Origin of the sequence: Bacillus sp. NMCC46, assembly GCF_002998465.1 — a bacterium.
Taxonomy (GTDB): domain Bacteria; phylum Bacillota; class Bacilli; order Bacillales; family Bacillaceae; genus Bacillus.
The window spans coordinates 859,136-871,566 of sequence record NZ_PVQZ01000001.1; the positions used below are offsets into that span (position 1 = coordinate 859,136).

Sequence of the window (12,431 nt, forward strand, 5' to 3'; positions counted from 1 at the left end):
ATATAAATGGTTATAATGGTATAATTTCTCTGAAACAAAAGAGAATGGAGAGGGATCTGATGATTTTAACGAAGCACGATCTTCACCACTACTTGGCACAGGATAAGAAAGCATTAGCCATTAAGCGCAAAAGACCTAAGTGGTTTGGGGATGATATATGGAAATATCAAAGGATTTTACGAAAATATGAATACTATTCTAATAGCGGCGCTACACTTCGCAAATGGTTTTATCGCTATTTACATAAAAAGAAAGGCATGCAGCTTGGCTTTGATATTCCGATTGGTGTCTTCGGCCCTGGCCTTAGAATCAATCATACGGGTCTCTTAATTGTGAACAAGCATGCAAAAATTGGGGCATTTTGTGATATTCATCAAGGGGTGAATATTGGTCAGAACCATCATGAAAAGGATGTGCCAACCATTGGGGATCATGTATGGATTGGCCCTGGTGCTAAGCTGTTTGGGGACATCTATATTGCAAATCATATTTCAATCGGAGCAAATGCTGTTGTAAACCGTTCTTTTCACGAGGAGAAGATTGTTATTGCAGGTGTGCCTGCGCAAAAGGTAAAAGAAAAAAGCCCTTCTTCATGAAGGACTCACCTGATAAAAAAGAATGATACCGATCAAAACAGAGATGAGCAGCATGAGATAAAACAAGGTCGTTAAAATGAGAATTGTCCAGCCAAGTCCCTTCCTCTCTGTCTTGATCAAATAAATACCGAGAACGATGGTACTAAATAGGACACCTAAAATGGCCCACAGCCATTTGTCTTTATCATGCTTTGGCGCATCAAACCATAAATAAATGGCAACAGCAAGTGAAACGAATAACCCCGTAATTCTCACGTTCAAACTCCTCCTTATGTAATTACATGTTCTCTATTATGCTTTTTAGCCCCCCTTCTTCTTCAGTTTATTCAAACATTCGATCCTTTTGTCCTAAAATGATTCATCATTGTTAAGTAGCTTGTCGCGGGAGGCTTTTCCATTCCTCTCTCAGCATCCCATAGCGCATCGAATCATAATATTCTCCTTGATAGTAACGAACCTTTCTCAGTCTCCCCTCAAGGACAAATCCGCATTTCTCTGCGCACCGCATCATCCGTGCATTTCCCGACCATGTGGTAAGACCAATTCGAGGGATATCAATATAGGCAAATAACTCATCAGTCCATAGACTTAACGCCTTTGTCCCAACGCCACCGCTCCAAAAGCGCGAGTCATAAATGAGAATGCCGCATTCAAGCCACCGTGTACGTTCATTCTCCCAATAATATGACACGGTGCCTTTGATTTCGCCGTCTATTTCAATGCCATATAGCTTTGGCGGAATGGATGTATCCTGTAAGTATCGTTTTTTAAATGCAGCAAGCGGGATTTCGTGTTCATAAAAATATGGGGCATTCCACTTTCGATAGGACTGATCTGGTGCTTTGAATTTTAAATGCCATACCATCTCTAAATCGGCTTCGTTTAATGCTTATATGCTCACATGCTCTTCCTTTTCCCTTTTCATCTGTTCACGTTCCTTTACTTTGTCGTTCTTTTTGCTAGATGACGGTACTCGATAGGCGTCATGCCTTCGTTTTGCCGAAACAGTTTAGAAAAATAAGTAGGGTCGTCAATGCCTACGTGATCAGCAATAGCTGCGATTTTATCATTCGTTGAGGCAAGCATGCTTTTGGCTTTTTCGACCTTGAGACGATTGATGTATTGGTTTGGCGTCAGTCCATATACAGTCTGCATGCACCTTGTCATGTAATCAGGATGATAATGCAGCTTCTCTGCAAGCTCCTCCATTTGCAGTTTCTTCATAAAGTGACGCTCAAGATAATGAACCACTTCTGAGGCGACATTCTCCTTTGCACTTGGAATATGAAATGCTTCTTTTTGTAAATGAATGAGCATTTCCTCAAACTGAAGCTGTTTTTTCAGCGGCAGTTCAGACGCGTCATCATTTAGTGCCCGCATTGCTGAAAGATGTTTTTCGAACACATTTCTTCCTTTCACTTTTCCTATACGAGGCAGGCTAAATTCATATGTTGCCGGATTTTCAAAGGTGGCTTGATTTTGTTTCATATCAAACCAGTGTTCTCTCAGCCGATTCGTCAACTCAAATGGATCAATTGAAAAATGCAGCCACTCATAGTGAGTTTCTTCTTCGCATGGCAGGTGTCCCCCATGAGACAAGCCAGGTGAGAGAATGATATATTCTCCTTCTTTTACGTGATGAGCCTCTCTGTCTTCTGTGATCCATAGTTCCCCCTTTGTGACATAAAGAAGATCAAACACAGTGAAGGTTCTAGAGATATGTCTTTCTCCTTGATGAAATACACCTTTGCCTGAAGCAATATAAACCGGGAACGGCGGTACAGTAAATGTAATAAATCGATTCATATTCATCCCCTTATGAAGTCGGATTTCTCCAATAAGTTTCGGTTTCATCTCTTCTTATTATAGTCGATGCAAGGTACACTATAAATCGGATTTATACGAAAGGAGGTTGATTGATGAAACCTCAATCACTGCCAATTCAAAAGATTCAAGCTAGGGGGAAGAAAACCCATCCTTCATTATTTACATTAACTTGGCCTATTTTTATTGAAATCTCTTTATATATGCTCATGGGAAGCGCGGATACCCTCATGCTCAGCCAATATTCCGATAATAGTGTTGCCGCAGTTGGTGTAAGCAACCAGCTCCTGAATTTATTGATTGTCATGTTCAGTTTCATTACAACTGGAACGACGATTGTGATTGCGCAGCTTTTAGGAGCAAGCCGCAGACAGGAAGCGACTCAAGTCGCCTATGTCTCACTAGGAACCAACTTCTTGATTAGCTTTGTCATTAGTCTTCTCATGTTTGTATTAGCTGTTCCCATTTTACATCTGATGGGCCTATCAAGTGAGCTCATGCCGGATGCGGCGGTATTTTTACAAATTGTCGGACTGCTTTCTTTTATTCAAGCGCTCATTATGACGTATAGTGCTATTTTAAAAAGCTACGGATATACAAGAGATACGATGTATGTCACCATCGGAATGAACTTGCTAAACGTTGCCGGTAACTATCTGGTCATTTTCGGTCCGTTTGGCTTCCCCGTATTAGGTGTGATGGGGGTCGCTTTTTCTACCTCACTTGCTCGGTTGATCGGATTAATGGCAATGATCCTCATTGTACGCCGCCGAATTGGATTACGCTTTTCACTGAAGAAGATGTTTCACATCCAGCGGACACATTTAAAAAAGCTTCTGAAAATCGGGATTCCTTCTGCTGGAGAGCAGCTTTCTTATAACGGCTCTCAAATGATCATTACACTGTTTATTACGTTTATGGGGACGCAGGCATTAGCAGCAAAGGTCTATACTCAAAATTTAATGATGTTCATTATGCTGTTTGGTGCAGCCATTAGCCAAGGGACACAAATTTTAATCGGGCGCCATATTGGGGCGAAAGAATTCGATGCTGCCTATCACAGATGCATGAAAAGCTTATACTGGGCCATTGGCATCTCCCTTCTTTCTTCCACTGCTTTATCTTTATCATCGACGCATTTGCTTGCTTTCTTTACTAGCAACAGCGAGATTATCCAAATTGCCGCCACACTCCTCCTATTGACAATTATTTTGGAACCTGGCCGTTCTTTTAATATGGTCATTATTAATTCCTTGCGGGCTGCTGGTGACGCGAAGTTTCCAGTGTATATGGCGATGATTTCAATGTGGGGCATCGGGCTTCCGATCGCCTACTTGTTAGGCATTCAGCTTGAGATGGGTCTCATTGGGGTTTGGATTTCTTTTATCGTGGATGAATGGGTAAGAGGCATCTTTATGTATAGGCGGTGGCGTTCAAGGGTATGGACAGAGTATCGCTTTTCTTCCACATAAAAAGGACTGCGGGTGCAGTCCTTTTTTACGTAATATCTTCTAAAATAAGTGCTTTTTCCTGATTTGAAATAAATAATCGCTGTGTAAACACGCGGTATTCATTTTCTCTTGTTTTATCTAAAATGGCTTTATAAAAGTGAGCAGCTGCTTTCACCGATATACGTGAATAAAGCGGGAATTCATGAAGATGGTCAAAAAACTCCTCGTAGTATGCCTCTGCCTCAAAGGCAATGTACTCCCATACGTGCTGAAATGCTTGATTGACAATGCCTTCTTGCAATTCTTGCTCTGTATATCCGAATTGATCCATGACTTGCTTTGGCAAATAAATGCGGTCTCTTTCAGCCTTATCCTCGCCGATGTCACGAAGGATATTGGTCAGCTGCATGCCAATCCCTAATGAAATCGCTGCTTCTTTCAGCTGCTCTTTTTTACGCGGTGCAATAATGGGAAGCAGCATGAGTCCAACGGTACTAGCCACATGGTAGGAATAGATGAGCAGTTCATCTAACGTTTCATACCGGTGCTGCTCTAAATCCATCTCCTGACCTTGGAGCAAGTCACGGAACGGGGCTTCATCCATACGAAACTCTTGAAATGTATGTTCTAGCGCTACCCACATTGGATCATTCCGATCTACCTCACCATGTAAAAATCGATCAAACGTCTCTCGAAAGGAGGCAAGCTCCTCTTTTGGTGAGGGGGACTCATCTACAATATCATCTGCTCTCCGGCAAAAGGAATACACAGCCCAGACGGCCTGTCTTTTCTTTTTAGGCAGCATGGAAAAGGCACGGTAAAACGTTTTGGAATGGGTTTGAATGGTCTCCTCACACAATTTCAATGCTGTTTGTACATCAACCACTTAGTTTCACTTCCTTCCTGTCATTCAAATCTTTTAACAGCACAGAAGCCATCAGCTTTGCACTTTGCATGACGATCGGCACCCCGCCGCCAGGATGGATGGAAGCACCTACCGCATAAAGATTGCCCGTCTCAGCAACCTTCACTTGCGGGCGGAACACACCTGATTGAAACAAGTTAGGCGCAAGTCCAAAGCTGCCGCCTTCAAACAATCCTTCTCGCAAGGAATCATTTGGTGTTCTGATTTTTTCCCAGACAATCGACTCTCGCAATCTTGGAAAGCCTCTTTTCTCAAGACGATCGACCATTTTCTCTACAAAATCTGTTTCCTCTTCCCAGTTGATATGATCTCCTGAGGGAACGGGAATCAGCATATATAAAACACTACAGCCTGCCGGGGCAAGAGATGGATCAATGATCGATGGATTAAATGTATAAAACGACGGATCTTGAGGGATTGTCTTCGTTTGAAAAACCTCTTTCATATGCTGATCAAAGTGTTCGCCCATAAAAAATTGGTGAACAGGCGCATCATGGTACATCTTGTTTAACCCTAGATACACCATCACACAGCCAGAAGACGGCACGTATTTACGCCGATCTTGTTCGTCTAAACCAAGCTGTTTTAACGCAGCTGGATAATCTCCGTTGATCACAAATGCATCAGCTGCTATACGGTCGTCACTGACTTTTGCTGTAACCACGCGCTTTCCCTCAAACTCTAGCTCTGTGACTTCTTCATTTTTTCTTATATGCACACCCATTTTTATGAGCTGCCTCTCCAGTATATCTACTAAGCTCGCATAGCCGCCTTTTAAATAGTAGATTCCATGTGCGTGCTCACTATATGAAACGAGCGAATAAATAGCAGATGCTTCATACGGGTTCCCTCCGACATAGAGGGTTTGCAGTGCGTATGCATCTCGCAGGCGTTCGTCTGAGAAATACTTTTTCAGAGCACTTTGAACCGTTCGATACGCCTTTAATTTCATTAAAATCTTCATGTTTGCTTTTGTAAAAAATGTACGTTTTTCATGAAATGATTTCTCTAGAAAGGCTTGCTGCCCTTCTTGAAAACGGTCTGTCATTTCTTCCATAAACCTTAGAAATCCTTGATCTTCTTTTGGAAATACACGTCTGATTTCCTCTAGCTGACGAAATGCATCAGAGTACTTCGTGTAGGAGGTTCCATCTTGATATTGAATCGTATACAGCGGATCAAGCTGCAAAAGATCAAGAGACGCTTCGTCCATTCCAACCTCATGTAAAATACCTTTTAACATATCAGGAAGTAGGACAATGGTCGGACCTTCATCTACTTTATATCCTTTCTCACGTACAAAAGCAAGTCTTCCGCCAAGTCGCTCATTTTTTTCGACAAGCGTGACATCATGTCCAGCCTTTTTTAAATAAAGTGCTGAGATTATCCCGCCAATCCCGCCACCTGCAATCAATATATGTTTTTTCATGAGGCGCTCCCCTTTTCTTGGTGCGGCAATGTTTTGTGCGTATGTTTCTCTTTTGAAAGAATCGCATTTGTCGTGATACGTGCTGATTCTAAAATGGTCGGCAGCCCGCTTCCTGGGTGCGTCCCTCCTCCTACGAGCCAGCAATGGTCCAATTCATCAAATTCATTGTGCGGCCTTAGGACCATCATCTGCGTCAGCTGGTGGCCAAGGTTAAATGTAGCTCCTTCGTATACGTAAAGGTCTTCCTCCCATTGCTTCGGTGTGATCATCCGTTCGACTTCTATATGCTGTCTCACATTCTTAAAACCGGTTTTTCGCTCAAGTGTGTCCAGCACAAGTTCTCTAAATTCATCTTGATGCGCTTCCCAGTCAATACCGCTTTGATTGTTGGCAACAGGTGCCAGCACATAAAGAGCTGACTTTCCTTTTGGCGCAAGCGAGTCATCTGTGACACTTGCATTTTGAATATAAATAGAAGGATCATCTGGCAGCTCATACGTTTTCGTTATGCCTTTGACAAATTGAGCATAATCATCGGAAAATACGATGGTATGATGCGGCTCCTCATACATGATATCTAATCCTAAATAAAGCATAAAGGTGGAGCATGAGAATTTTTTCTTTTTTAATTTTTTCTCGCTATATTTCTTTAAAAGTCCTGGTTCTACAAGCTTTGTCATCACATGTGCAAAGTCTCCATTTACGACAACCTCATCTGCCTGTAATTCTTCCCCAGATTCTAAGCGAATGCCTTTTACTTTCCTGCCTTCCGTCAGCAATTTTTCGACGCCAGCTGACAGATGAATCGTCGCTCCAGCTTCAGCCGCTGCTTTTGCCATCGTTTCTGACAGCTGATTGACCCCGCCCTTCGGATGGAAAACACCTGTGTCATGTTCCATAAACGATAGAATGGAGAAAGCACCAGGGCACTCCCACGGTGACATGCCTAAATACTTTGATTGAAATGTAAACGCATATTTCACTGATTCATTTGAGAAATAATCTGACAGCACATCATATAAACTCTTATTCAATGAAAGCTGCGGAAGTGCTTTGAGCACCTTTGGACGCAAATAGTGATGAAAACGATCCATTTTACTTTGTAAAATAGGTGTAAGCTGATCCATTTTGCGCTTTGTATCGTTCATAAATCGTAAATACCCTTCGCCCTCACCAGGTGCAAAGGCTTCTAACCGTCTATACATTTCATCACGATCTCGAATCATATCTAGCTGATCGTCTTGAAAAATCAATCTATACATTTCTTTTAATTCGATCACATCAATATAGTCATAAAGATTTTTACCAGCAAAGGTGAACAGCTCCTCTGCAATATGAATCATGCTGAGAAAGGTAGGACCCGTATCAAACGTGAAATCACCGAGTTGAAACTTAGAGTTACGTCCGCCAACAAAGGGCTGTTTTTCGTATACCTGAACATCATGTCCTTTGCTTTGAAGCATCATAGCTGCCGCAAGTCCCCCTGGTCCTGCTCCGATCACAATGATTTTCATTATCCTTTTTCCTCCAAATTAATTCACTTTAAGTTAATTATATAAATTAGAAAGATTAGATCAACTTTTGATGTGCTCTATTCGTCTCATGTTATGTATTAAAAAAGCCGGCTTCCCTTCAACAAATGTAAGAAAGCCGACCCTTTATTACGCTTCTATATCAATTCGATACGTTTCAAACCAATGATGAATCTGCGCCAGATGAGCGATTAACTGCGGGCCCTTCATGAGCTGGCCATACCAAGGCACTTGAAAGGAGGCTCCTTCCGTTTCAATCAGCTGGTTTAATTGATGTGCATCTAGAAATTCGTGAAGGACAGAATCTTTTTGCGCAAGGCAATCTGTTAACATCTCTTTCACAGCCTGGGTATAGGCTGGATGATGTGTTTTCGGATAAGGACTCTTCTTGCGATAAAGCACTTCATTCGGTAAAATTCCCTCTAACGCTTTTCGTAAAACCCCTTTTTCACGATTTCCATGCATTTTCATTTCCCAAGGAATATTCCACACATATTCGACAAGGCGATGGTCTGCAAATGGCACACGTACCTCAAGACTCGCCCCCATACTCATTCGGTCTTTTCGATCTAGCAGCGTTGTCATAAACCAGACCATATTTAAGTAAAAAAGTTCTCTTCGGGCTTTATCCACTCCAGTTTCTCCATCTAAAAGAGGCGTTTCAGCCACGGTTTCTTCATATTTGCTTTGTGCATATTCTCTTAGTGACAGCTTCTTTTGCCACGAATCTTGTAAGAGCTGCGTTCTGGCTTCCGTCGATCTCATCCAAGGAAAACCATTCGTTTCATTTGCCGCATGGAACCAAGGATAACCTCCAAAAATTTCATCCGCACATTCACCTGACAAACCGACAACAAAGTCCTTTTTAATTTCTCGGCAGAACCAAAGCAAAGAAGAATCAATATCTGCCATACCCGGTAAGTCTCGGACCTCAACCGCTTCCTTCAAATAAGCAGCCAGCTCCTTTTGTCCAATGACGCAGCTGTGATGATTCGTTTGAAACGCCTTGGTCATGCGGTCAATCCATGGACCGTCAGCATTCGGCTGGAATTGACTTGCTTCAAAGAATTGATCATTTCCTTCGTAGTCAACCGAATACGTATGAAGCGGTGCTTTCCCTATTTTCTCAAAGTGCTTAGCGGCAATGGCGGTAATGGCACTCGAATCGACGCCACCCGATAAAAATGTACAAACAGGCACATCAGAAACGAGCTGTCTTGTGACGGCATCTGTAAAGAGATGCTTGACGTGCTGGGCGGTGTCATCAAGTGAGTCCGTATGCGCCTTGCTTTTGACATTCCAGTATCTCCACACACGCAGTCCGTCTTTTGAAAAAGTCAAAGCATGAGCAGGTCTCAGCTCTTTTACCCCTTTAAACACTCCTTGCCCTGGTGTTCTAGACGGTCCTAAACCAAAGATCTCCGATAATCCTTCATGATCGACTTTTGCTTTAATATCAGGGTGAGCAAGTAGCGCTTTGATTTCCGAACCAAATAAAAAGGAATGATGACGTTCTGTATAGAAAAATGGCTTGACGCCGAGCCGGTCTCTCCCTGCAAATAATAATTCACGCTCACTATCCCAGATCACAAATGCAAAAATACCATTAAAATGGGTCACACACTCTTCCTTCCATTCTGTGTAGGCGTGAAGAAGAACCTCTGTATCAGAATGTCCAAGAAAGCGATGGCCCCTTTTTAACAATTCTTTTCTTATATCTTCTGTGTTATAGAGCTCTCCATTGTATACAACGGTATAAGCATGGTTTTGATGTGTATATGTCATCGGCTGTTTTCCGCCTTCTACATCTACAACCGCTAACCTTTTATGCCCAAATAGAACGTGCTCACTTTTCCACGTATTTGTATCGTCTGGCCCTCTTTTAGATAATGTATCTGTCATTTGATTGATTACATGATCCTGTTGGATGAGCTGCTTTTTAAAGTCTGCCCAGCCTGTTATTCCACACATCATCATCAGCTCCCATCCGTTTTTCCTCAAGTGTTCTCATTCAGCCTTTCTTAGTTTATGCATCGTCTCCTTGATAGTTGATTTGTCCTTTTTTTCTCGGGCGTATAGGACAAGCATGATTTGGTAAGAAAAGAAAGAGGAAAGGAGCTTTTGCAAATGGAAAAACGAATGAAGCAGCTTGAACGCTGCAGTCGAAGATGGTGCAGCGGGTATTTACTGATTGAAAACGGGTATTGTCTGATTGAAGATGAAGAAGGAGACATCATGCTGCCAGAAAGTCTTCAAAGCACGATGATCTGTTTGAAGGAAAATGGCAGGTGGACCAAAGGGGAACTGCTCGGGTCCATGATACTTCATGAAAGTGGGCAGCTAGTAGAAGTACAAGGCGGTGAAGTGATTCAATATACGGCATCACTTGCGAAAGGATGGCTTGACCTACTGATGTTCGTTCCTGAAAACGTTTTTTATGAAATCATTGCACAGGTAGAGCAGCTTGGTTTTTCCGTCTACGATTGTGTTTTCTCCTCCTTTCATTCTTTTCAACGAGTTTCTTTCTTTCAGTTTTCGACAGATTCACAATCACTTGCCCTTCAATGTCACCATGACTCCGTCGCAGGTCAAATTCGTTTTGAATGGACCACTTCTGACGGTTACCGGTCGGTTTCGCAATTTGATGGCATATAAAAAGGACACTGCTTCGTATAAGCAATGCCCTTTTTATGTTAAAAGATATGGAAACCGATCGGCAGACGTAAACCGAGAAGAATGGTCACAATCGCGAACACGATAAAACCAATCAATACACCAGTCACCGATTTTCCTTTTTTCTTGCGTACAAGAACCATTTCCATGAAGCCGATCACAAGGATACCGAGAATCATTTTACCGATATACTCGCCACCGAAACCTGGAATTTTCATTCCTGTGCGAACATACAGCTCTACGCCTGTTGCGATAATGATCAAGTACAATAGTCTGACAATCATGTGCACAATTTTAGCACCTTTGTCGTTTTTACCTGCTAGAGCAAAGGCAACGAAGAATAAAATAATCCCTAGCACCCATGCTGTAATATGTAAATGCGTTCCCATCTGTTATTTCCCCCTTTATCAGAACAATTACCTTCTCATCGTACCACGAAATAAGTCGAACACAAAGCGACAATCCTGTGTCATCGCACTCTTTATTTGACGCGATTCGATAGCGTTCCAATCGGCTCAATCGTGATGTCAATTCGATCCCCTGAAGCTAAGAACTTAGGCGGTTCAAAGCCTTTGCCAACCCCAGAAGGTGTTCCCGTTGCAATGATGTCACCAGCTTCTAGTGTCATCCCTTTTGAAAGAGTAGAAACAATATTCTCGATGGAGAAAATCATTAATTCTGTACTGGCAGACTGGCGAACCTCTCCGTTTACCTTTGTTTCCACATGGAGCGCACCATGATCCTCGACCACTGACTTATGCACAATATAAGGTCCTATCGGGCAGGTTGTATCTAAGCTTTTACCTATGAAAAATTGTTTGTGTTTTTTCTGCAAATCTCTTGCCGTTACGTCATTTAAAATGGTGTAACCGAATAGATAATCGCGGACCTCTTCAGGTGCAATATTCTTCCCTGATTTGCCCATCACGATCGCAAGCTCCCCTTCATAGTCCAGCTCACTGGTCACATCTTCATGAAGGAGAATATCCGCTTCATGTCCAACGACTGAAGTAGGTGCCTTTGTAAAGATCATCACATCTTTAGGAAGATCCGCTGCACTTCCCATCTCCATGACATGATCTTGATAATTCTTTCCAACACACATGATGTTTTTAGCTGGCTTTGGAATCGGCGCATGGAGTTTCACTTCCGAAAGCGGATATACATAAGAACCGCGGTCTTCTTCTTTTTTCTCAGCCCAGTCAAGGAGCTGTTTGACATGCTCAACAAACTTGTCCCCCATATGAATACATTCAGCTAAAGAGTTTGGCAGTGTCTCAAGCTCAAATAATTTGGCTTCTGCCTTTTTGACGTCCATGACCCATTCATCATCAATGACTACCCCAATAAACATTCTGCTATGTATCTCACCTGTAAAAAACTTCATGTCTTCCCCTCACAATCTTCATTTCGCTAAGTGATGATGTCTCATTTTATTTCTCTATGAAATAAAAAAAACCCTTTTTTATCATACTCTCTTTTAAAAAGGGTTTCAAAAAAGATGATCTGATGTTTAGCGGTAGCGGCGATACTCCCACATGTTCCCTTGGTCCCATTTGCGATCAACATTTCCTCTGCTGTGGGAATGATGCTTTTTCTTTCCACATCTTTTGCAAGAGCGGCTGCGTCTATGGTGATGAGAACGTTTAGATCGATGGCAGCTTCTGTGGTGATGAGATCTTTTAGAACGATGGCTGCGATGTGACTTGCGGCAGCTTTTCTTATGATGGGATCTGTGTTTGCTGCGGCATGATTTTTTCGGCTCACTCTTTTTGCTTCTGCAAGATTTCTTGCTTTTACACGACTTTTTGCTCTTGCATGGTTTCTCACTTTTCACGCTTTTCTTTGAACAGCGACTTTTTTTCGAACGATAGCTCTTACAGCTTTTTTTACTGCGATGTGATTTACGGCATCCGCCTCCACCAAAGAACCAATGACGGCGATTTGAATGGCGAGAACGAGCTGACTTGTGCGAGCGTCTCGATTCTGGTTCACGATCTA

13 protein-coding genes and 1 pseudogene are annotated in these 12,431 nt (G+C 42.4%); 3 read left to right on the forward strand and 11 right to left on the reverse strand.

Annotated features, from left to right (window positions below; genetic code table 11):
- The first annotated feature begins 59 nt into the window (after positions 1-59).
- Entirely contained in the window at positions 60-596 is a 537-nt protein-coding gene (locus C6Y01_RS04400; protein WP_034663405.1) for a serine O-acetyltransferase, read from the forward strand.
- On the opposite strand, the gene C6Y01_RS04405 is transcribed toward C6Y01_RS04400, so the two are convergent.
- The 3 genes and pseudogenes from C6Y01_RS04405 to C6Y01_RS04415 all read right to left on the reverse strand — a co-directional run bounded on the left by C6Y01_RS04405 (position 591) and on the right by C6Y01_RS04415 (position 2,402).
- Positions 591-851, reverse strand: coding sequence for a hypothetical protein (locus C6Y01_RS04405; RefSeq protein WP_080869523.1), 261 nt, complete (start codon positions 849-851; stop codon positions 591-593). The genes C6Y01_RS04400 and C6Y01_RS04405 overlap by 6 nt on opposite strands.
- A 112-nt stretch (positions 852-963) precedes the next feature.
- Positions 964-1,521 (reverse strand): annotated as a pseudogene (locus C6Y01_RS04410) (GNAT family N-acetyltransferase).
- Positions 1,522-1,535: 14 nt separating this feature from the next.
- On the reverse strand, positions 1,536-2,402 hold the full coding sequence (locus C6Y01_RS04415; RefSeq protein WP_034663414.1) for an AraC family transcriptional regulator: 867 nt from the start codon (positions 2,400-2,402) through the stop codon (positions 1,536-1,538).
- Between the two features lie 113 nt (positions 2,403-2,515).
- Between C6Y01_RS04415 and C6Y01_RS04420 the strand changes: the two genes are divergently transcribed.
- Positions 2,516-3,892 (forward strand): MATE family efflux transporter, encoded by a 1,377-nt coding sequence (locus tag C6Y01_RS04420; protein WP_034663418.1) that lies wholly within the window; start codon positions 2,516-2,518, stop codon positions 3,890-3,892.
- Between the two features lie 25 nt (positions 3,893-3,917).
- On the opposite strand, the gene C6Y01_RS04425 is transcribed toward C6Y01_RS04420, so the two are convergent.
- The 4 genes from C6Y01_RS04425 to asnB form a co-directional block, all read right to left on the reverse strand.
- Positions 3,918-4,757, reverse strand: a complete 840-nt coding sequence (locus C6Y01_RS04425) for a phytoene/squalene synthase family protein (protein WP_034663422.1) — start codon at positions 4,755-4,757, stop codon at positions 3,918-3,920.
- Complete coding sequence (locus C6Y01_RS04430) at positions 4,750-6,225, reverse strand: phytoene desaturase family protein (RefSeq protein WP_034663425.1); 1,476 nt, start codon at positions 6,223-6,225, stop codon at positions 4,750-4,752. The genes C6Y01_RS04425 and C6Y01_RS04430 overlap by 8 nt, the downstream gene beginning before the upstream one ends.
- A complete protein-coding gene (locus C6Y01_RS04435; RefSeq protein WP_106037871.1) occupies positions 6,222-7,739 on the reverse strand; it encodes a phytoene desaturase family protein in 1,518 nt (505 codons plus the stop codon). Before C6Y01_RS04435 ends, C6Y01_RS04430 begins: the two co-directional genes overlap by 4 nt.
- A 147-nt stretch (positions 7,740-7,886) precedes the next feature.
- A complete protein-coding gene (gene asnB / locus C6Y01_RS04440) occupies positions 7,887-9,728 on the reverse strand; it encodes an asparagine synthase (glutamine-hydrolyzing) (RefSeq protein WP_106037872.1) in 1,842 nt (613 codons plus the stop codon).
- A gap of 156 nt (positions 9,729-9,884) precedes the next feature.
- On the opposite strand from asnB, the gene C6Y01_RS04445 reads away from it, so the two are divergent.
- A complete protein-coding gene (locus C6Y01_RS04445; protein WP_095284998.1) occupies positions 9,885-10,412 on the forward strand; it encodes a DUF2777 family protein in 528 nt (175 codons plus the stop codon).
- Positions 10,413-10,450: 38 nt separating this feature from the next.
- On the opposite strand, the gene C6Y01_RS04450 is transcribed toward C6Y01_RS04445, so the two are convergent.
- The 4 genes from C6Y01_RS04450 to C6Y01_RS19470 form a co-directional block, all read right to left on the reverse strand.
- Positions 10,451-10,819, reverse strand: coding sequence for a YisL family protein (locus C6Y01_RS04450; RefSeq protein ID WP_034663442.1), 369 nt, complete (start codon positions 10,817-10,819; stop codon positions 10,451-10,453).
- Positions 10,820-10,911: 92 nt separating this feature from the next.
- The gene (locus C6Y01_RS04455) at positions 10,912-11,817 is read right to left on the reverse strand and encodes a fumarylacetoacetate hydrolase family protein (protein ID WP_095284997.1); all 906 of its coding nucleotides are present in this window, start codon (positions 11,815-11,817) and stop codon (positions 10,912-10,914) included.
- Positions 11,818-11,858: 41 nt separating this feature from the next.
- Positions 11,859-12,197: a hypothetical protein gene (locus C6Y01_RS19465; protein WP_189293896.1), complete on the reverse strand. Its 339-nt coding sequence runs from the start codon at positions 12,195-12,197 to the stop codon at positions 11,859-11,861.
- Between the two features lie 66 nt (positions 12,198-12,263).
- Positions 12,264-12,425, reverse strand: coding sequence for a hypothetical protein (locus C6Y01_RS19470; RefSeq protein WP_189288324.1), 162 nt, complete (start codon positions 12,423-12,425; stop codon positions 12,264-12,266).
- Positions 12,426-12,431 lie beyond the last annotated feature (6 nt).